The sequence below is a fragment of the Serratia sp. Tan611 genome (genome assembly GCF_905188235.1).
Lineage (GTDB): Bacteria > Pseudomonadota > Gammaproteobacteria > Enterobacterales > Enterobacteriaceae > Serratia_B > Serratia_B rhizosphaerae.
Window position 1 is genome coordinate 1,814,437 of record NZ_LR994655.1, and the last position, 21,550, is coordinate 1,835,986.

Below are 21,550 nucleotides of genomic sequence, written 5' to 3' on the forward strand. Positions count from 1 at the left end.
TAGCAGGTTTGGTGGGGAGCGTGTTGCCCCCGGCAGGATAAGATCAACGGAGCCGTAGTCCAATGCAGGATCGCAATTTTGACGATATTGCGGAAAAGTTTGCGCGTAATATTTACGGCACCACGAAAGGCAAAATCCGCCAGGCGGTAGTTTGGCAGGATCTGAATACGCTGCTGGCGCAACTGCCGCAGCGTCCATTGCGTATACTTGATGCCGGCGGCGGCGAAGGCCATATGGCCTGCCAGCTGGCGGAATTAGGACATCAGGTGTTGTTGTGCGATCTTTCTGGTGAGATGATCCAACGCGCCGCGCAGTTGGCGCAGCAGAAAGGTGTGAGCCAGAACATGCAATTTATACAAAGTTCGGCTCAGGAGATCGGTCAGCATTTGGAACAGCCGGTCGATCTGATATTGTTCCATGCTGTGCTTGAATGGATCGCAGAACCGCAGGCGGCATTGCAGGCGTTGTATGACTGTCTGCGGCCCGGCGGCGCGCTGTCGCTGATGTTTTTCAACGCCAACGGCTTGTTGATGCGTAACGTGGTATTGGGTAATTTTCAATTGGTCAATCCCGAAGTGAGACGGCGCCGCAAGCGTTCGCTGTCGCCGCAATACCCGCATAGTCCGCCGTTGGTCTATGGCTGGCTGGAACAGCTGGGCATGCGCATCAGCGGTAAAACCGGCGTGCGCGTGTTTCATGATTACCTGCAAAGCAGGCAACTGCAGACACAAAAATTTGAAGAGTTATTGGCGCTTGAACAGCACTATTGTCGGCAGGAGCCGTACGTGAGTTTGGGGCGCTATATTCACGTCATGGCGCATAAACCAAACCTGAAGGACGAACTATGAGTGAATTTTCCCAGACTGTACCCGAACTGGTCGCCTGGGCACGGAAAAATGATTTCTCTATTTCGCTCCCTACGGAGCGTCTTGCGTTTCTGCTTGCGATCGCCACGTTAAACGGCGAGCGGCTGGACGGCGAGATGAGCGAAGGTGAGCTGGTTGATGCATTTCGCCATGTCAGCAAGGGTTTCGAACAGACGCATGAAACGGTGGCGATCCGCGCCAATAATGCGATTAACGACATGGTGCGCCAGCGCCTGTTGAACCGTTTTACCAGCGAACTGGCGGACGGCAATGCCATTTACCGTCTGACGCCGCTGGGCATCGGCATTACCGACTACTATATTCGTCAGCGTGAATTCTCAACGCTGCGCCTGTCGATGCAGCTGTCGATCGTCGCGCAGGAATTGAAACGCGCGGCGGACGCCGCTGAAGAGGGCGGCGATGATTTCCACTGGCATCGCAACGTCTTTGCGCCGCTGAAGTATTCGGTGGCGGAGATCTTCGACAGCATCGATATGACCCAGCGCGTGATGGATGAGCAGCAGCAGGGGGTGAAAGAAGATATCGCCGCGCTGCTGAACCAGGACTGGCGCGCCGCGATCTCCAGCTGTGAGATGCTGCTGTCGGAAACCTCCGGTACGCTGCGTGAACTGCAGGATACGTTGGAAGCCGCCGGCGACAAGCTGCAGGCGAATCTGCTGCGTATTCAGGAATCCACGTTGGGCGATGCCGAACTGGCCTTTGTCGACAAACTGGTGTTTGACCTGCAAAGCAAACTGGATCGCATCGTCAGTTGGGGGCAGCAGGCGATCGACCTGTGGATCGGCTATGACCGCCACGTGCACAAATTCATCCGTACCGCGATCGACATGGATAAAAACCGTGTGTTTGCGCAGCGTCTGCGCCAGTCGGTGCAAAACTATTTCGACAACCCGTGGGCGCTGACTCATGCCAGCGCCGATCGCCTGCTGGATATGCGCGATGAAGAACTGGCGCTGCGCAGCGATGAGGTGACCGGGGAACTGCCGCCGGATCTGGAATATGAAGAGTTCAGCGAAATCCGCGAACAGCTGGCGGCGATGATCGAACAGGCGCTGAAGGTTTATCAGGAACAACAGTTGCCGCTCAATTTAGGGGCGGTCATGCGCGATTATCTGGCGCAATATCCGCGCGCCCGTCACTTCGACGTGGCGCGTTTAGTGGTCGACCAGGCGGTGCGCCTTGGTGTGGCTGAAGCTGATTTTTCAGGGTTACCGGCCGAGTGGCAGGTAATCAATGATTACGGAGCCAAGGTACAGGCCCATGTCATCGACAAATATTGAACACATTATGCCAGTAAAACTGGCGAAGGCATTGTCCAACCCGCTGTTTCCGGCGCTGGACAGTCAACTGCGCGCAGGGCGTCATATCGGCATTGACGAGCTGGACAACCACGCATTTCTGATGGATTTTCAGGATGAACTGGAAGAGTTCTACGCGCGCTACAGCGTCGAGCTGCTGCGTGCGCCGGAAGGCTTTTTCTATCTGCGCCCGCGTTCCACGACGCTGATCCCGCGTTCGGTGCTGTCCGAGCTGGATATGATGGTCGGTAAAATTCTCTGTTACCTCTATCTGAGCCCGGAACGTCTGGCGCACGAAGGCATTTTCAGCCATCAGGAGCTGTACGACGAGCTGCTGAGCCTGGCGGATGAAAACAAGCTGCTGAAGTTCGTCAACCAGCGCTCCACCGGCTCTGACCTTGACCGGCAGAAGCTGCACGAAAAGGTACGTACTTCCTTGAACCGTCTGCGCCGTCTGGGCATGGTCTATTTTATGGGCGGCGACAGCAGTAAATTCCGCATCACCGAGGCGGTATTCCGCTTCGGCGCAGATGTGCGCAGCGGTGACGATCCGCGTGAAGCACAGCTGCGTATGATCCGCGACGGCGAGGCCATGCCGATTGAAAACAGCCTGTTGTTGAATGATGAGCAAGAAGGCGAAGAGCAAACGGCAGATAACACGCCGGATAGCGTAGAGGATGAACAGGAATGATTGAACGCGGTAAATTTCGCTCGCTAACGCTGGTTAACTGGAACGGCTTCTTTGCCCGCACCTTTGATTTGGATGAGCTGGTCACCACGCTGTCCGGCGGTAACGGGGCGGGGAAATCCACCACCATGGCGGCCTTCGTCACCGCGCTGATCCCCGATCTGACGCTGCTGCATTTTCGTAACACCACCGAAGCCGGCGCGACCAGCGGCTCGCGCGATAAAGGCCTGCACGGCAAGCTGCGCGCCGGGGTGTGTTACTCGACGCTCGACGTGGTCAACTCGCGTCATCAGCGCGTGGTGGTCGGCGTGCGTCTGCAGCAGGTTGCCGGCCGTGACCGTAAGGTCGATATCAAGCCGTTCACCATTCAGGGGCTGCCGACCTCGGTGCAGCCGACGGAAATTCTGACGCAGACGGTCGGCGAGCGCCAGGCGCGCGTGCTGTCGCTGCCGGAGCTGAAAGAGCGGCTGGAAGAGATTGAAGGGGTGCAGTTCAAGCAGTTCAACTCCATCACCGATTATCACTCTTTGATGTTTGATCTGGGGATTATCCCAAAACGCCTGCGCTCTTCCGCCGACCGCAGCAAGTTCTATCGTTTGATCGAGGCCTCGCTGTACGGCGGTATTTCCAGCGCCATTACCCGCTCGCTGCGCGACTACCTGCTGCCGGAAAACAGCGGCGTGCGCAAGGCGTTCCAGGATATGGAAGCCGCGCTGCGGGAAAACCGCATGACGCTGGAAGCGATCCGCGTCACCCAGTCCGACCGCGACCTGTTCAAACACCTGATTTCTGAAGCGACGTCCTATGTGGCGGCGGACTATATGCGCCATGCCAACGAGCGGCGTATCCATCTGGACAGCACGCTGGTGCTGCGTAACGACCTGTTCGGCAGCCGGAAACAGCTGGCGGCGGAGCAGTACCGCCACATAGAGATGGCGCGTGAGCTGGCGGAGCAGAGCGGTGCGGAGTCCGATCTGGAAACCGATTATCAGGCAGCCAGCGATCATCTGAACCTGGTGCAGACCGCGATGCGTCAGCAGGAGAAGATCGAGCGCTATGAAGCCGATCTGGAAGAGCTGACCTACCGGCTGGAAGAACAGAATGAAGTGGTGGCCGAAGCCGGCGAACAGCAGGAAGAGTACAGCGCGCGCGCCGAGGCGGCCGAGCTGGAAGTGGATGAGCTGAAAAGTCAGCTGGCCGATTACCAGCAGGCGCTCGACGTGCAGCAGACCCGCGCCATTCAGTATCAACAGGCGCTGCAGGCGCTGGAGCGCGCGCGTTCTCTGTGCCAGCTGCCGGAGCTGAGCGCGGACAATGCCGAACAGTGGCTGGAAACCTTCCAGGCGCGCGAGCAGGAAGCCACCGAAGCGCTGTTGATGTTGGAACAGAAGCTGAGCGTGGCCGATGCCGCGCACGGCCGTTTTGAACAGGCTTACCAGCTGGTGTGTAAAATTGCCGGTGAAGTCAGCCGCAGCGATGCCTGGCAGACCGCGCGCGAAGTGCTGCGCGACTGGCCGTCGCAGCAGCACCAGGCGGAGCGCGTGCAGCCGCTGCGTATGCGTTTGAGCGAGCTGGAGCAGCGTCTGCGCTCTCAGCAGGACGCCGAGCGTCTGCTGCAGGAATTCTGTAAACGCCATGGCCAGGACTATCAGGCAGACGACCTCGATGCGCTGCAACAAGAGCTGGAAGAGCGGCTGGAGTCGCTGTCGCAGAACGTCAGCGAAGCCGGCGAACGGCGGATGGAAATGCGTCAGGAGCTGGAGCATCTCCAGCAGCGCATCCGCGAACTGACCGCCCGCGCGCCGGTGTGGCTGACGGCGCAGGACGCGCTCAGCCAACTGAGTGAACAAAGCGGCGAACCGCTGGAAAGCAGCCAGCAGGTTACCGAATATATGCAGCAGCTGCTGGAGCGTGAGCGTGAAACCACGGTTGAACGCGACGAAGTAGCAGCCCGCAAACGCGAAGTCGACGCGCAGATTGAGCGTCTTAGCCAGCCGAGCGGCGCGGAAGATCAGCGTCTGGTGACGCTGGCCGAACGTTTCGGCGGCGTACTGCTGTCGGAAATTTACGACGATGTCACCATCGACGATGCGCCTTACTTCTCCGCGCTGTATGGCCCGTCCCGCCACGCCATCGTGGTGCCGGACCTGTCGCTGGTGCGCGAAATGCTGGAAGGACTGGAAGACTGCCCGGAAGATCTCTACCTGATCGAAGGGGATCCGCAGTCGTTCGATGACAGCGTCTTCGCCGTTGAAGAACAAGAAAAAGCGGTGGTGGTGAAAATCGCCGACCGCCAGTGGCGTTACTCCCGCTTCCCGGAAGTGCCGCTGTTTGGCCGCGCCGCGCGTGAAAAACGTCTGGAAGTCTTGCATGCCGAACGTGAAACGCTGGCGGAACGCTACGCGACGCTATCGTTCGACGTACAGAAAATCCAGCGTTCTCATCAGGCGTTCAGCCGCTTTATCGGTAGTCATCTGGGCGTTGCCTTTGATACCGATCCGGAAGCGGAAATCCGTACGCTGAACGGTCGTCGCACGGAGATCGAACGTGCGCTGAACAACCATGAAGCGCAGAACCAGCAGCAGCGTCAGCAGTACGAGCAGGCGAAAGAGGGGCTTTCTGCGCTGCATCGCCTGACGCCGCTGGTTTCGCTGTTGAACGATGACACCTTGCAGGACCGGGTGGAAGAAATTCAGGACGAGCTGGACGAGGCGCAGGAGGCTGCGCGCTACCTGCAGCAGCACGGCGTTGCCCTGAATAAACTGGAGCCGCTGGTGTCCGTGCTGCAAAACGATCCGGAGCAGCATGAACAGCTGCAGCAGGATTATCAGCAGGCGCAGAATACTCAGCGCCAGGCGAAGCAGCAGGCCTTTGCATTGATCGAGGTGGTGCAGCGCCGCGCGCACTTTAGCTATACCGACTCGGCCGGTATGCAAAACGCCAATAACGATCTCAACGACAAACTGCGCCATCGACTGGAGCAGGCGGAAGCGGAGCGCAGCAGCGCCCGTGAGCAACTGCGTCAGTATCAGAGCCAGTTTACGCAGTACAGCCAGGTATTGGCCTCGCTGAAAAGCTCTTATGAAGCCAAGCGCGATATGCTCAAAGAGCTGAGCCAGGAGCTGGTGGATATCGGCGTACAGGCCGATGCCAACGCCGAAGCGCGCGCGCGTCAGCGCCGCGACGAGCTGCATGCGGCACTGAGCAACAACCGCGCGCGGCGTAATCAGCTGGAGAAACAGCTGACCTTCTGCGAAGCGGAAATGGACAGCCTGCAGAAAAAACTGCGCAAGCTGGAGCGCGACTATCATCAGCTGCGTGAGCAGGTGGTGACCGCCAAGGCGGGCTGGTGCGCGGTGATGCGCATGGTGAAAGATAACGGCGTGGAGCGTCGCCTGCACCGCCGCGAGCTGGCCTATATGGACGGCGACGAGCTGCGCTCAATGTCGGATAAGGCACTGGGTGCGCTGCGTCTGGCGGTGGCGGATAACGAACATCTGCGCGACGTGCTGCGTCTGTCGGAAGATCCGAAGCGGCCGGAACGCAAAATCCAGTTCTATATCGCGGTGTATCAGCATCTGCGCGAGCGTATCCGTCAGGATATTATCCGCACCGACGACCCGATTGAAGCCATTGAACAGATGGAGATCGAGCTGAGTCGTCTGACCGAAGAGCTGACCAGCCGCGAGCAGAAACTGGCGATCAGTTCCAAAAGCGTGGCGAATATCATCCGCAAGACCATTCAGCGTGAGCAGAATCGCATCCGCATGCTGAACCAGGGGCTGCAGGCCGTATCCTTCGGCCAGGTGAAGAGCGTGCGTCTGAACGTCAACGTGCGTGAAGCGCATGCGACGCTGCTGGACGTGCTGTCCGAACAGCAGGAGCAGCATCAGGATCTGTTCAACAGCAACCGCCTGAGCTTCTCCGAGGCGCTGGCTAAACTGTATCAGCGCCTGAATCCGCAGATCGATATGGGTCAGCGCACGCCGCAGACCATTGGTGAAGAGCTGCTGGATTACCGTAATTACCTGGAGCTGGAGGTGGAAGTCTTCCGCGGCTCTGACGGCTGGCTGCGTGCGGAAAGCGGCGCGTTGTCGACCGGTGAGGCGATCGGTACCGGTATGTCGATTCTGGTAATGGTGGTGCAGAGCTGGGAGGAAGAATCCCGTCGCCTGCGCGGCAAGGATATTTCTCCGTGCCGCCTGTTGTTCCTCGATGAAGCGGCGCGTCTGGATGCTAAATCTATCGCCACGCTGTTCGAGCTGTGTGACCGTCTGGAAATGCAGCTGATCATCGCGGCGCCGGAAAATATCAGCCCGGAAAAAGGCACCACCTATAAACTGGTGCGTAAGGTGTTCCAGAATCAGGAGCATGTGCACGTGGTGGGGCTGCGCGGTTTTGCCAATGAGCCGCCGGCACTGGGGGCCAGCCCGGCAGAGACGCCGCAGGTTTAAAACACCCTAAAAATCTGAAAATAGCCGCCCCAGGGTGGCTATTTTTTATTGGCTATGGATGATAGTGCGTTTTCCAGTGTTGGCGCTCTGGGACGGGCCGTATCCGGCGGACGCTTTTGTCGGCTTGATGCAACTCCATTTATTTTAGGTATATACTTAAATTAATCAGTAATTTTTATCATATTTTTTGTGAGCAGAGAGGGGGCAAGGGATGTTGCTTAAAGAAAGTAACAGGGTACGACGTTTGGCGCTGAGCTGCGCTATCGCATGTAGTTTTGCCGCGTCACTACCCGCATGGGCAACTACGTCCGGATTGTCCGCGGGTTCCTCCGCCACGACAGTGGCGCAAAGCCGTGCAGAGCTGATGTCGGCGCTGCCGCGCGGCGTTACGCCGCACTACCTTGCCGCGCTGGCCCCGCTGTATGCGGCCAACCAGATGCAACCGATGTGGCAGGATCGTGAAACGGTGCAGCAGTTCCAGCAGCAGCTGGCCGAGCTGGCGATTTCCGGTATTCAGCCGCAGTTTAATCAATGGGTGAAACAGCTGACCGACCCGGCGATTAGCGACATGGGGCGTGACATTGTGTTGTCGGATGCGATGCTTGGCTATTTGCAGTTTGTCTCTTCCATCAGCGCCAACGGCAATCAATGGCTGTACAGCAATATTCCTTATAAGCTGGCCACGCCGCCGGCAACCGTGATTAACCAGTGGCAGCTGGCGGTGCGCCAGAGCAAAACGCTGCCTTATATTGAATCACTGGCGCCGCAGCATCCGCAATACGCGAAGATGCATCAGGCGCTACGTGACCTGCTGACCGACAGCCGTCCTTGGCCGCATCTGGCCAGCGGCCCGACGCTGCGTCCGGGGCAAACCAGCAGCGACATCCCCGCGCTGCGTGAAATTCTGCAGCGCACCGGCATGTTGTCCGCAAGCGCTGGCAACATGCCGCAGAGTCAGGAGCCGGCAATGGTGAATAGCACCGCGCCGGTGGTGGATGATGACCAGTCGGTTGATGAAGAAAAGCTGCGCGAGAACCGTGCTGCGGTGGTGAGTCCATCATCGGCGTCGGTGAGCTCGGATGAAGGCGGCATGCTGCAGTCCGCCGCCAGCGGCGACAGCCTGTACAGCGACGAGCTGGTTGAAGGCGTCAAACGCTTCCAGAAATGGCAGGGGCTGAGTGCGGATGGTCTGATCGGGGTGCGCACGCGTGAATGGCTGAACGTGTCGCCGCAAACCCGTGCCGCATTGCTGGCGCTGAATATTCAGCGTTTGCGTATTCTGCCGGGGCGGGTGAACAACGGTATTATGGTGAATATTCCCAACTACTCGCTGGTTTATTATCGTGATGGGAGTGAAGTGCTTTCGTCGCGGGTAATCGTCGGCCGTCCAAGTCGTAAAACGCCATTGATGAGCAGCGCGCTGAATAACGTGGTGGTTAACCCGCCGTGGAATGTGCCGACGACGCTGGTGCGTGAAGATATTGTGCCGAAGGCGATGCGTGATATTAATTACTTCCAGAAACACGGCTATACGCTGTTGTCCGGCTGGAGCAATGATGCGCAGGTGATTGATCCGTCAACGATTGACTGGAGTTCGATCTCCGCCCGCAATTTCCCGTATCGTATTCGTCAGGCGCCGGGTGCCACTAACTCGCTGGGCCGTTTTAAATTTAATATGCCAAGTTCGGATGCTATTTATCTGCATGACACGCCGAATCACAGTCTGTTTAAAAAAGATATTCGTGCGCTCAGTTCAGGCTGCGTACGGGTAAATAAAGCCTCGGTGTTAGCCAATATGTTGTTGCAGGATGCCGGTTGGAACGATAGCCGTGTTTCTTCCACCCTGAAGCAGGGCAATACCACTTTCGTTAATGTACGAGGGCGTATTCCGGTTAAATTGTATTATTTAACGGCGTGGGTTGCCGATGACGGACAGCCACAATTCCGTACAGATATTTACAATTACGATAATACTGTGCGATCGAGCGCACAAATTTTGTCCCAGGCAGAAAAATTGCTGTAATAAATGCAGTAATTTTAACTAAGTAACGGTCTGAATATTCGAACCTGATACAGGCACTCGCTGTCAGAGTGCCTGTAAGCCGCGCCGCATCATGGGTTGACTCAGGCGGCGTGGGCGGTTAAGGTTCAGGCAGTGCGCTTTTTTGTGCATATTTTTTTGATATTCTTGCCGGGTCTGATAGAAACATGGACAAAATTGATCTTCACCGCCGTAAATGGCTGGCGTTGGGTGGCGCCGCGATGGGCATGGCTTTACTTCCGGGTCAAGCATTTGCCAGCCTTTCTACTTCTCGCCCTCGTATTCTTGTAGTAAATAACCTGCATACAGGCGAATCACTTAAAGCCGAATTCTTCGATGGTAAAAATTATAATAAAGAAGAATTGGTGCGCTTAAATCACTTGTTCCGCGATTTCCGTGCGAATAAAGTTAAATCGATCGATCCGCAGTTGTTTGATCATCTTTATCGTCTGCAGGGGATGCTGGGCACCACTAAACCGGTACAGCTGATTTCCGGTTACCGTTCCCTGGGGACGAACAACGAACTGCGTGCGCGCAGTCGTGGCGTTGCCAAACATAGCTACCACACCAAAGGCCAGGCGATGGATTTCCATATCGAAGGCATTCAGCTGAGCAATATCCGCAAGGCGGCGTTAAAAATGCGGGCGGGTGGCGTAGGCTATTATCCGCGTAGCAATTTCGTTCACATCGATACCGGGCCGGTGCGTACCTGGTAATCGCTGTGCCTCTGGATTGAGAGAGCGCCGGCCGCAAGGTCCGGCGCCGTTGTCGTTGGAGCTTTATGAAATACCAAATTATCCCTGTCACGGCGTTTAGCCAAAATTGTACGCTGATCTGGTGTGAGCATACGGGGCAGGCCGCGCTGGTGGATCCCGGCGGCGAAGCGGAAAAGCTGAAGGCGGCGGTGCGGGATGCCGGCGTGCAGCTGACGAAGATTTTATTGACGCACGGACATCTCGATCATGTCGGTGCGGCGGCGGAGCTGGCGGAACATTATCAGGTGCCGATTATCGGGCCGGATAAAGAGGATGCGTTCTGGCTCGACGGCCTACCGGCGCAAAGCCGGATGTTCGGGCTGGAAGAGTGCGCGCCGTTAACGCCGACCCAGTGGCTGGCCGAAGGCGACAGCGTGCAGCTGGGCGATATGACGCTGGATGTGCTGCACTGCCCGGGACATACGCCGGGGCACATTGTGTTTATCAATGATAAGGCGCGGCTGGCGTTGGTCGGCGACGTATTATTCAACGGTGGCGTGGGGCGCAGCGATTTCCCACGCGGCGACCATCAGGCGCTGATTGCCTCTATCCGCAATAAACTGTTGCCGCTGGGGGATGATATGGACTTTATTCCGGGGCATGGGCCGATGTCGACCTTCGGCCATGAACGGCAGACCAATCCGTTTTTGCGTGAGCAGCCAGAGGCGTGGTAATAAGCCGTATTTTCCGGCGTGAATAACAGTAAAAGGGGCGCAGAGCGCCCCTTTGTTACATCTGATGCTTATTATGGCTTACAGCACGGCGACGATGGCTTCGCACAGCGGCGCCATATTATCCGGCGTCATGCCTGCGACGTTAACGCGGCCGGAGTTCACCGCATAAACGCCGAACTCTTCGCGCAGGCGCAGTACCTGATCTTTGGTCAGGCCGCTGAACGAGAACATGCCGTTTTGATTAATGATAAAGCTGAAGTCCTGCTGAGCGCCTTTTTCCTGCAGGGTATTCACGAACAGCTGACGCATGCGGTGGATACGCTGACGCATATCGGCCAGCTCTTGCTCCCAGATGGCGCGTAGCGCGTCGTTGCTCAGGATGGTGGCAACGATCGCCGCGCCGTGTGATGGTGGGTTGGAGTAGTTGGCGCGGATTGCCGCTTTAACCTGACTGAAGGCGCGATCGGCGGTTTCAGCATCGGCGGCGACGATGGTGCAGGCGCCGACGCGTTCATTGTACAGGCCGAAGTTTTTCGAGTAGGAGCTGGCGACAATCAGCTCTTTATGTTTGGCGGCAAAGATACGCAGACCCTGCGCGTCTTCTTCCAGACCTTTGGCAAAGCCCTGGTAGGCGAAATCAAACAGCGGCAGCCAGCCTTTGCTTACCGACAGCTCAGCCAACTGGCTCCACTGCTCCGGCGTTGGGTCGATGCCGGTCGGGTTGTGGCAGCAGCCGTGGAACACGATCACATCGCCGGCCTGCGCCTGTTGCAGGCTGTTCAGCAATCCGTCGAAGTCCAGCGCGTGGTTGGCGGCGTCATAGTAGTTGTATTCCAACACTTCCAGACCGGCGGCGGAGAAGACGTTCTTATGGTTTGGCCAGCTTGGGTTGCTGACCCACACGCGTTTGGCGTCGGTTTGATTGGCGATAAAGTCGGCCGCTACGCGCAGGGCACCGGTACCACCAGGCGTTTGCGCGGTGCGTGCACGCTTGTCGGTAATGATAGGGCTGTTTTTGCCGAACAGCAGCTCTTGTGTGCAGCTGGCAAACGCAGGGATCCCCTCAATGCCGAGGTAGTTTTTGGTGGTCTCATTTTCCAGCAGGTATTGCTCCGCTTTTTTCACACTGGTCAGCACCGGCGTTTTGCCGGTTTCGTCTTTATAGACGCCGATACCCAGGTTGATTTTGTTCGGACGGGCGTCCGCGCGGAAAATGTCGGTCAGACCCAGAATCGGATCGGCAGGTGCTGCAGCGATTTTTTCAAACATGTCAGATGCTTCCATAGCTTAGCGTTAAGCGGATAGAGGCATCAGGGTAGCGCCAGTCGTGCGCTTTGCCAACCGTTTGCGAGAAAAACACCTCGAACTTGTGAGGAAGGCAGATTCAGCACGAAAAATGACGGTAAAGGGGCGGCAGGCAGCATAAAAAGTTGTCGGCGGCGGAAAAAGAAAAACAGGGCCGAAGCCCTGTTTTTAACTTTGCCGGAGGTTGATGGCCGGCAGGCGGAACAACAATTAGAACTGGTAAACCAGACCAACGGCAACGATGTCGTCGGTGTTCAGGCCCAGTGGGTTGTTGTCGTTCAGCTGGTTGATTTTGTAATCAACGTAGGTGGACATGTTTTTGTTGAAGTAGTAAGTCGCACCAACATCAACGTATTTGATCAGGTCAGCATCGCCGATGCCTTCGATGTCCTTGCCTTTAGACTGCACGTAGGCGATGGACGGACGCAGACCGAAGTCGAACTGGTACTGAGCAACCAGCTCGAGGTTTTGCGCTTTGTTGGCAAAACCGGTGAAGCCACGGTGCGAGCTGCCGACTTTGTCATTTTCAATATAAGTCGCGTTACGGGTTTCACCGTACATTGCCGCCAGGTAGACGTTGTTGGCATCATACTTCATCGCCGCTGCCCACTGCTCGGCGCGGCCTTCGCCACGGCCATAGGTGGCATTGGTTTGTTTGTCGGTACGGTCAGAAGACGCGTATGCAGCAGAGAAGCCTACGCCAACCGGCAGTTCGTAAGTGGTGGAGATACCCCAACCGTCGCCGTTGGAACGTTTGATATCATCATTACGCTCGTTTTTGCCCTGGTACTGCAGGCCGAAGTTCAGGCCGTCAACCAGACCAAAGAAGTCGTTGTTACGGTAAGTCAGCAGACCGGTAGAACGGCCAACCATAAAGTTGTCGCTGCCGGCAGAGTCGCCGCCGAATTCAGGCAGCATATCGGTCCAACCCATTGGGTCGTAAACGATGCCGTAGTTACGGCCGTAGTCCAGGGAGCCATACTCGGCGAATTTCAGACCGGCAAAGCCCAGACGGGTCTTGTTGCCGTTTTGCGCGTCGCTGCCGCCTTCGCTGTTGTTGGCTTGAATATTGTATTCCCACTGGCCGTAACCGGTCAGTTGGTCATTGATTTGGGTTTCACCTTTGAAGCCGAAACGAACATAAGACTGGTCGCCATCATCGCTTTTGCTATCAGAGAAGTAGTGCAGGCCGTTAACTTTACCGTACAGATCCAGCTTGTTACCGTCTTTATTATAGATTTCCGCTGCGTTTGCTGCACCAGCAGCCAGCAGCGCAGGAATTACCACTGCAAGAATGTTGCGCTTCATCATTATTACCCTCATTGGTGTTATTCGGACACCTTTGCCACTGCCGCCAATAATTCTTTAGGGAACTATTGTTGATAGATTGGTGTCGTCCTGTGTCTGAAGGCAGTGTTCCATTCAGCGCAGGGTTAATCTAGGGTTAAGATGCTACTAATGTCTTAAAAATGTTTCCAAAAGAAAATATATGTAACTAAATATTAATGAAACGGAACTTTGTGAGCTGCGTCAAGAATAAAAAATGCGAAAGGCCAGCAGAGCTGGCCTTTGTTTTGTAACAAAATGGTAGTGAATTTGTTTAGCGTTGCTAATTAAAAGCTTGCGTTACGTGGGGTACGCGGGAACGGAATCACATCACGCACGTTTTGCACACCGGTCACATAGGCGATTAAACGCTCAAATCCCAAACCGAAGCCGGAGTGCGGCACGGTGCCGTAACGACGCAGGTCGCGGTACCACCAGTAGTCTTCTTTATTCAGCCCCATTTCAGCCAGGCGCTGATCCAGCACGTCCAGACGCTCTTCACGCTGGGAACCACCGATAATTTCGCCGATGCCCGGTGCCAGTACGTCCATGGCGGCGACGGTTTTGCCATCGTCGTTCATGCGCATATAGAACGCCTTGATATCCTTCGGATAGTTCTTGACGACCACCGGTGCCTTGAAGTGTTTCTCCGCCAGATAGCGCTCATGCTCGGAAGACAGATCGATACCCCAGGATACCGGATTTTCGAAGGTCTGACCGGAGGCCAGCAGGATATCGATGGCGTCGGTATAGTCCACCTGAGCGAAATCAGAAGATACAAATCGTTTCAGACGTTCAACGGCGTCTTTGTCTACGCGCTCGGCAAAGAACTGCATGTCGTCGGCGCGCTCGTCCAAGACCGCCTGGAAGACATATTTCAGCATGCATTCGGCCAGCGCTGCGGAATCATCCAGCGTTGCGAAGGCGACTTCCGGCTCAATCATCCAGAACTCCGCCAGGTGACGGCTGGTGTTGGAGTTTTCTGCACGGAATGTCGGACCAAAGGTGTAAACTTTCGATAACGCACAGGCGTAAGTTTCACCGTTCAACTGCCCGGAAACGGTCAGGAACGCTTCTTTACCGAAGAAATCTTCGCTGAAATCGACCGCGCCTTTATCGTCGCGCGGCAGGTTTTCCAGATCCAGCGTGGACACGCGGAACATTTCACCGGCGCCTTCAGTATCGGATGCGGTGATCAGTGGGGTAGAAACCCAGAAATAACCGTTTTCATGGAAGAAGCGGTGGATCGCCTGCGCCAACGTATGGCGTACGCGCGCCACGGCGCCGATCAGGTTGGTACGCGGGCGCAGGTGCGCCACGTCACGCAGATATTCGATGCTGTGACGTTTGGCGGCCATCGGATAGGTATCCGGATCGTCGACCCAGCCGACCACCTTGATTTCAGTCGCCTGCAGCTCAAAGCTCTGGCCTTCGCCAGGCGAGGCGACAACTTTGCCGGTCACTTCAACCGAGCAGCCGGTGGTCAGGTGCAGCACTTCATCCTGATAATTCGGCAGAGAATTATTAACGACGGCCTGTAACGGATTAAAGCAGGAGCCGTCATAAACGGCGAGGAAGGAGATACCGGCTTTAGAATCTCTTCGGGTACGCACCCAGCCGCGCACGGTGACTTCACTGTCAACCGCAGCACGCCCTTGCAGCACGTCGCATACAGGCACTACGCTCATAAATTTCTCTCTTAAATTGATTTGATAAAGAAATAGCTTACAACCCAAGACAATGGGGGTCTTGCTATGTTACTTGCCGCAGTGCAGAGCACAAGTAGAAATCGCCAGATTGGCGCAACATTTCTGTCTTGTCGTGGCGGATAGGGGCGGGAAGGGTAATAAAGAAGAGAAAGCCGGCTGAAAACTCACCCGGCTTAATACTGTTAACTGGCCTTTTTCACCAGCGGCAGGTCAAAGGCCTTGCGCAATGCTTTAACAAACGCCTGATCCTGACAGATGGTTTTTCCCGGGCTGTCGGAGAGTTTCGCCACCGGTTTGCCCTTGCACTCCACCAGTTTGATCACGATATTCAGCGGTTTGACGCCGGGAATATCGCAGGTCAGGCGCGTACCGATGCCAAATACCAGATTAATGCGGCGATCGAAGCGGCGGTAAAGCGCCAGCGCTTTCTCCAGATCGAGATTATCGGAGAACACCAGCGTCTTGCTCATCGGGTCGATGTCCAGCTTCTGGTAGTGGGCGATGGCTTTCTCGCCCCATTCGAACGGATCGCCCGAATCATGGCGCAGCCCTTGATAGCGCTCGGCAAACTGCGGCCCGAAGTCACGCAGGAAAGCGTCCATGGTGATGCAGTCGGTCAGGGCAATGCCGAGCCGATCCGGATATTCGTCCAGCCAGGCCTGCAGGGCAGCGCGCTGGCTGTTGGCCAGCACCGGACTTATCTGCTGATGCGCCTGAAACCATTCATGCGCCTGGGTACCTACCGGCGCCAGCCCCAGTTGGTGAGCCAGATCGTAGTTGCTGGTGCCGACCAGATAAGGGAATTCCTGCTGCAGCGTGCTGACGATCGCCTGCTGTACCGGCTGTGAGAAGCGGCGACGGGTGCCGAAGTCCATCAGTTTGAAGCGCGAAATATCAATATCCTGCGTCATTTGCTGGAACTGTGTCAGTTTGCTGCGCAGTTGCGCGACCGCCATCGCAGGCGTGACCTCCGGCGAGCGGTGGCGGTGCACCACTTCGCTGATTACCGCCAGCAGCGGCACTTCCCACATAATCACTTCGCGCCACGGCCCGGCAATGCGGATCTGCAGTTTGCCATCCCGGTTGTCGATAGTGACCTGCTGCGGATCGTAACGGAAATCGCGCAGCCAGTTAAGGTAATCCTGTCGGAAGAAAGGCAGACCGGAGAGATACTGATATTCCGCCTCGGTCAGCGCCAATTGCTCCATCAGCGCAACCTGCGCACGGATTTCGTCGGCGTACTCGCCCAGCAGTTCGTCGCCACGGCAGCGGAATTCTGCAGCGACATCGATCGCGGGATAGCGATGGAATACTGCCTGTTGCATATGAAGCTTATAAGCATCGGTATCAAGCAGTGATGTCAAAATCGGGGAAGCGTATTGAGTCATAGCGCGTTACAGCATCCTCGTCAGGGCGCGTCTCCAAATCCGGATAATCATAAAAGATGGAGGAGTATACCCGGATTATCCTGTTATTGAAGCGCCATCACACCATAAATCAGGGGAACGGGTCGAGGATTAAACGTGCGCTTATGCGCCGGTGTGTCGCAGTGGTGAAAAGAAAAGGCGGATAAACCAATAAAAGTGAATCACTTAGTCTAATTAGCGATAAAAATTATAAGGTTAATTATTTTAAACAACGCTTTTACCGGCAGCCCGAACCGGTGTTGATCGCCACTCGATCCTTGCCGTTTTTCTTACAAAAGTAGAGCGCCTCATCGGCCAGTTTTATTGCGCTTTGCAGTTGATGCGGGGACGCGACTGCGGCGATGCCGCAGCTGATGGTAAAGCGGACGGGCTGCCCGTCGGGCACCGGCAGCCGCAGCCGCTGAACCCTATGGCGCAGCTTCTCCAGCACCGCTCTGGCGTCCGGCAGCGCACAATGGTGCAGCAGGATGGCGAACTCCTCACCGCCGTAGCGACAGAAGATATCTTCGGCGCGGAAGGCGTGGCGCATCAGATCGGCAAAGGCCACCAGCGCCAGGTCACCGATGTTGTGGCCGTAGGTGTCGTTAAGGGCTTTGAAGTTATCGATGTCGATCAGGCAAAAGGCCAGCGGATAGCCGGCGGCGGGCAGCTGTTCGGCTTCACGAAAGAAGCGGCGACGGTTGTAAATGTTAGTGAGCGGGTCGAGATAGGAGGAGGACTCCAGCTCTTTAATCAGCGCGTGTTTCTCCTGCTCCAGACGCACTTTTTCCAAATGATATTGCTTGAGCTGATTGATGGCATCAGTGATGGCGATCAGCTCCTGGCTGTAAAACACTTCCGGCGCATCAATCGCCATGTTGCCTTGCGAAAGATGCTGGATATTGCCTTGCGTTTTAGTCAGCCAGCGGCTGATGTTGGAACAGAAAATCAGGGTTGGCATCAGCAGAAACAGGGCGAGCAGCCCGGCAAAGGCGATCAGGCCGTTAATTGCCGTCTGGCTCTGATACATTTTTTTGCGGCATTTCTCGATTTCCAGATCAAAGCTGCGCTGGAAGAACTGCTGAGACAGCCGGTCCAGCTCTTTGACGTAGGCGTAAATGCGTGTGGCATCGAGCTCTTTGCCATGGGCCATCGACGCATAGAGCTCGCCGGCCAGGCCGTTGGTCTGCTGTGGAGAAAGATTTTCCAGCAGTTGGTTGATAATACGGCTGACCTGCGGGTCGCTATAGACCATTTCCATAAACAGCAGGCGTGAACTCAGCACGTTCAGTACGCCGGTCAGCTGGATGGTTTTCAGGTAGGATTCTTTGTCATTCAGTCCGTTGAGTTTGATATCAACAAGTTGATCGATGATCTCGGTCAGGGTGATATTAAGCTGGTTGTTCAGGCGTATGGACTCAAGGAATAAAAAAGCATCGGCATTCAGGATGCGGCTTTCATAGGTATAGCTGTAATAATCCATGCTGGACTGAGTAATGTAATAAGCGCTGTTGATATTGAATAAATTACGAATTTGATTATTCATCGGCGCTAATTGTTGCGTGTCGTTATTCAACATTTTTTCCAGCAGATTCAGCATTGAGCGGATGTCGATTTTTTGCTGGGTTGTTAATTGTTGTCGGGCGTCAGAGTCGGCATAGCGGCGTATCTGCTGGATTTTGTTACGCGTTTGCCGTTCGGTTTCCTGCCAGAGCGCAGGTTCCAGCGCCGGGTTAACCAGACTCAGGCGTTTTATCCTATGCAGCCGCAGACTATTTTGAAATGCTCCGGAAACGTCTTCTGAGTGCTGAGTCTTACTCAGGTTCCAGGCGCTGTCATTATATTGCTCTTTGGCCTCTGACCACTCATCGCAAATTGAAATGGTGAACGAGGCGGTTAATAGAAAAGTAAAAAAATAAATAAGATATTTAACTTTCATAACAACCGTGCGTCCTCGTGCCTGGAGTCAGAATGATACCACCGCCGTGGCGCATGTGTTTAATCATCTTAATCATCGGGATCGGAAAATAATACCGATAAACAATCAGGCGGCGTGGTTTATACAATGATTGCCTGCCCGCCGGCGGATTTACCTGAACGAATGGCTGCGCATGATGAGATTATTAGCATAACGTGCTGTTTTTGTCTTTGCGTGCCGTCAGACTGGCCAACAGCCGCTGACAGAGGATGATCCGCTGCGCATTTCTCTCGTCCGGAGGTGGTGGTCTCTGGGTTTTTTCCGTGGCTGTGATACAGTTTATTTACAATCCGGGCCGCGGCTACGCCGGGCGCTAGCGCGCCGTGCCGAGCAGGCGAATCGCGGTCCGTTATCCGTTACTCACTGAGACGTCAAAGGGTTTGTATGACACAACAGCCACAGGCGAAGTATCGCCATGATTATCGCGCGCCGGATTACACCATCACCGACATTGATTTGGATTTTGATCTGCACGCCGACACCACGCGCGTCACCGCCGTCAGCAAAGTGAAACGTCAGGGCGCTGCTGGCGCACCGCTGGTGCTGGACGGTGAAGATGTGACGCTGGTGAGTCTGCAAATTGACGGGCAACCCTGGGAGGCGTATCGCCTACAGGACAACCAGCTACTCATTGATGGTTTGCCAGAACAATTTACTATTACTATCGTTAACGATATTCACCCGGCGCAGAACAGCGCGCTGGAAGGTCTGTATCTGTCCGGCGAGGCGCTGTGCACCCAGTGTGAGGCGGAAGGGTTCCGTCACATTACCTACTATCTGGATCGTCCGGACGTGCTGGCGCGCTTCACCACCCGCATCACGGCGGATAAGCAGCGTTATCCGTTCCTGCTGTCCAACGGCAACCGCATCGGCGAAGGCGAACTGGACGATGGTCGCCACTGGGTACAATGGCAGGATCCGTTCCCGAAACCCTGCTATCTGTTTGCACTGGTCGCCGGCGATTTCGACGTGCTGCGTGACAGCTTCGTGACCCGTTCAGGGCGTGAGGTGGCGCTGGAACTGTTTGTCGATCGCGGCAATCTTGACCGCGCCGACTGGGCGATGACCTCGCTGAAGAACTCGATGAAATGGGACGAGACCCGTTTCGGCCTGGAGTACGACCTCGACATCTATATGATCGTCGCGGTGGACTTCTTCAATATGGGCGCAATGGAAAATAAAGGGTTAAACGTCTTTAACTCCAAATACGTGCTGGCGAAAGCGGAAACCGCGACCGATAAGGATTACCTGAATATTGAAGCGGTGATCGGGCATGAGTATTTCCATAACTGGACCGGCAACCGCGTTACCTGTCGCGACTGGTTCCAGCTCAGCCTGAAAGAGGGCCTTACGGTATTCCGCGATCAGGAGTTCAGTTCGGATCTGGGGTCGCGGGCGGTCAATCGTATCGATAATGTGCGCGTAATGCGCGGCGCGCAGTTTGCGGAAGACGCCAGCCCGATGGCGCACGCGATTCGTCCGGACAAAGTGATCGAGATGAACAACTTCTATACCCTGACGGTGTATGAGAAGGGCTCTGAAGTGATCCGCATGATGCACACGCTGCTGGGTGAGGAGAACTTCCAGAAGGGGATTCAGCTCTATTTTGAACGTCACGACGGCAGCGCGGCGACCTGTGACGATTTCGTGCAGGCGATGGAAGATGCTTCTAATGTCGATCTGTCCCTGTTCCGCCGTTGGTACAGCCAGTCCGGCACGCCATTGTTGACGGTGCGCGATGATTACGACGCCGAGCAGCAGCAGTATCGTCTGCAGGTCAGCCAGCATACCGCACCGACCGCCGATCAGCCGCAGAAGCAGCCGTTGCATATTCCGCTGGATATTGAGCTGTACGATCCTGAAGGCAACGTGATTGCGCTGCAGAAGGATGGCCTGCCGGTTAATAACGTGCTGAACGTGACCGAGGCGGAGCAGACCTTTATTTTTGACGGCGTTGAGCAGCGTCCGGTACCGTCGCTGCTGCGCGAATTCTCCGCGCCGGTGAAGCTGGACTATCCGTACAGCGACGGGCAACTGACCTTCCTGATGCAGCATGCACGCAACGACTTCGCACGTTGGGATGCGGCGCAAAGCCTGCTGGCGACCTACATCAAACTGAATGTGGCCAAACATCAGCAGCAACAGCCGTTGTCGCTGCCGCTGCACGTGGTGGATGCGTTCCGGGCGGTATTGCTGGATGAGAAACTGGATCCGGCGCTGGCCGCACAGATCCTGACGCTGCCGACGGAAAATGAGATGGCTGAGCTGTTCAGCGAAATCGATCCGGATGCGATCGCTGCGGTGCATGAAGCGATAACCCGCTGCCTGGCGCAGGAGATGGCCGACGAGTGGCTGGCGGTATACCATGCCAATAAAACCGACGGCTATCGCGTTGAGCATGGTGATATCGCCAAACGTGCGCTGCGCAATACCTGCCTGCACTATCTGGCCTTTGGCGATGTGCAGCAGGCCGATAAGCTGGTGGCCGCGCAGTTCCGCCAGGCGGATAATATGACCGACTCGCTGGCGGCACTGGCGGCGGCGATGGGCGCACAGTTGCCTTGCCGCGACGCGCTGATGACGGCGTTCGACGAACGCTGGCACCAGGATGGTCTGGTGATGGATAAGTGGTTTGTCCTTCAGGCCACCAGCCCGGCGGCTGACGTGTTGAGCACGGTGCGCGGCTTGCTGCAGCACCGTTCGTTCAGCCTGAGCAACCCGAACCGCACCCGTTCGCTGGTGGGAGCGTTTGCTTCGGCGAACCCGTCGGCGTTCCATGCGCCTGACGGCAGTGGCTACCAGTTCCTGGTGGAAATCCTCAGCGATCTCAACACGCGCAACCCGCAGGTGGCGGCGCGTCTGATTGAACCGTTGATCCGTCTGAAGCGTTATGACGCCGGCCGTCAGGCGCTGATGCGTAAAGCGCTGGAACAGCTGAAAGGGCTGGAAAACCTGTCCGGCGATCTGTTTGAGAAGATTAGCAAGGCGTTAGATGCCTAATTTGTCGGGCTGCGGTTGCCCGGTATGAT

Annotated in this window: 13 protein-coding genes; 8 read left to right on the plus strand and 5 right to left on the minus strand. The window is 56.0% G+C overall.

Features of this window, described 5'->3' with window-relative positions:
* The first annotated feature begins 62 nt into the window (after window positions 1–62).
* From cmoM to TAN611_RS08580, 7 genes are all read left to right on the plus strand, one after another.
* Window positions 63–848: a tRNA uridine 5-oxyacetic acid(34) methyltransferase CmoM gene (cmoM, locus tag TAN611_RS08550; protein WP_015671771.1), complete on the plus strand. Its 786-nt coding sequence runs from the start codon at window positions 63–65 to the stop codon at window positions 846–848.
* On the plus strand, window positions 845–2,167 hold the full coding sequence (gene mukF, locus TAN611_RS08555; RefSeq protein WP_105230531.1) for a chromosome partition protein MukF: 1,323 nt from the start codon (window positions 845–847) through the stop codon (window positions 2,165–2,167). Before cmoM ends, mukF begins: the two co-directional genes overlap by 4 nt.
* Window positions 2,148–2,876 carry a chromosome partition protein MukE gene (mukE, locus tag TAN611_RS08560; RefSeq protein WP_203067541.1) on the plus strand — a complete coding sequence of 243 codons (729 nt, stop codon included), beginning with the start codon at window positions 2,148–2,150 and terminating at the stop codon, window positions 2,874–2,876. The genes mukF and mukE overlap by 20 nt, the downstream gene beginning before the upstream one ends.
* Window positions 2,873–7,327 carry a chromosome partition protein MukB gene (mukB, locus tag TAN611_RS08565; protein ID WP_105230533.1) on the plus strand — a complete coding sequence of 1,485 codons (4,455 nt, stop codon included), beginning with the start codon at window positions 2,873–2,875 and terminating at the stop codon, window positions 7,325–7,327. The genes mukE and mukB overlap by 4 nt, the downstream gene beginning before the upstream one ends.
* Before the next feature lie 211 nt (window positions 7,328–7,538).
* Window positions 7,539–9,350 (plus strand): L,D-transpeptidase, encoded by a 1,812-nt coding sequence (gene ldtD, locus TAN611_RS08570; RefSeq protein WP_203067542.1) that lies wholly within the window; start codon window positions 7,539–7,541, stop codon window positions 9,348–9,350.
* Between the two features lie 185 nt (window positions 9,351–9,535).
* Window positions 9,536–10,084, plus strand: a complete 549-nt coding sequence (locus TAN611_RS08575) for a YcbK family protein (RefSeq protein ID WP_105230535.1) — start codon at window positions 9,536–9,538, stop codon at window positions 10,082–10,084.
* A gap of 65 nt (window positions 10,085–10,149) precedes the next feature.
* Complete coding sequence (locus TAN611_RS08580; RefSeq protein ID WP_203067543.1) at window positions 10,150–10,797, plus strand: MBL fold metallo-hydrolase; 648 nt, start codon at window positions 10,150–10,152, stop codon at window positions 10,795–10,797.
* Window positions 10,798–10,875: 78 nt separating this feature from the next.
* Here the strand turns inward: TAN611_RS08580 and TAN611_RS08585 are convergent, their stop codons facing one another.
* From TAN611_RS08585 to TAN611_RS08605, 5 genes are all read right to left on the minus strand, one after another.
* On the minus strand, window positions 10,876–12,066 hold the full coding sequence (locus TAN611_RS08585; RefSeq protein ID WP_105230537.1) for an amino acid aminotransferase: 1,191 nt from the start codon (window positions 12,064–12,066) through the stop codon (window positions 10,876–10,878).
* A gap of 246 nt (window positions 12,067–12,312) precedes the next feature.
* Window positions 12,313–13,413, minus strand: coding sequence for a porin OmpF (ompF, locus tag TAN611_RS08590; RefSeq protein WP_277871614.1), 1,101 nt, complete (start codon window positions 13,411–13,413; stop codon window positions 12,313–12,315).
* Window positions 13,414–13,715: 302 nt separating this feature from the next.
* Window positions 13,716–15,116, minus strand: a complete 1,401-nt coding sequence (gene asnS, locus TAN611_RS08595) for an asparagine--tRNA ligase (RefSeq protein ID WP_105230538.1) — start codon at window positions 15,114–15,116, stop codon at window positions 13,716–13,718.
* Window positions 15,117–15,319: 203 nt separating this feature from the next.
* Window positions 15,320–16,525, minus strand: a complete 1,206-nt coding sequence (pncB, locus tag TAN611_RS08600; RefSeq protein ID WP_111737397.1) for a nicotinate phosphoribosyltransferase — start codon at window positions 16,523–16,525, stop codon at window positions 15,320–15,322.
* A gap of 256 nt (window positions 16,526–16,781) precedes the next feature.
* The gene (locus TAN611_RS08605) at window positions 16,782–18,482 is read right to left on the minus strand and encodes a GGDEF domain-containing protein (protein WP_111737396.1); all 1,701 of its coding nucleotides are present in this window, start codon (window positions 18,480–18,482) and stop codon (window positions 16,782–16,784) included.
* 423 nt (window positions 18,483–18,905) lie between these two features.
* On the opposite strand from TAN611_RS08605, the gene pepN reads away from it, so the two are divergent.
* Window positions 18,906–21,521: an aminopeptidase N gene (pepN, locus tag TAN611_RS08610; RefSeq protein ID WP_111737395.1), complete on the plus strand. Its 2,616-nt coding sequence runs from the start codon at window positions 18,906–18,908 to the stop codon at window positions 21,519–21,521.
* The last annotated feature ends 29 nt before the right edge of the window (window positions 21,522–21,550 follow it).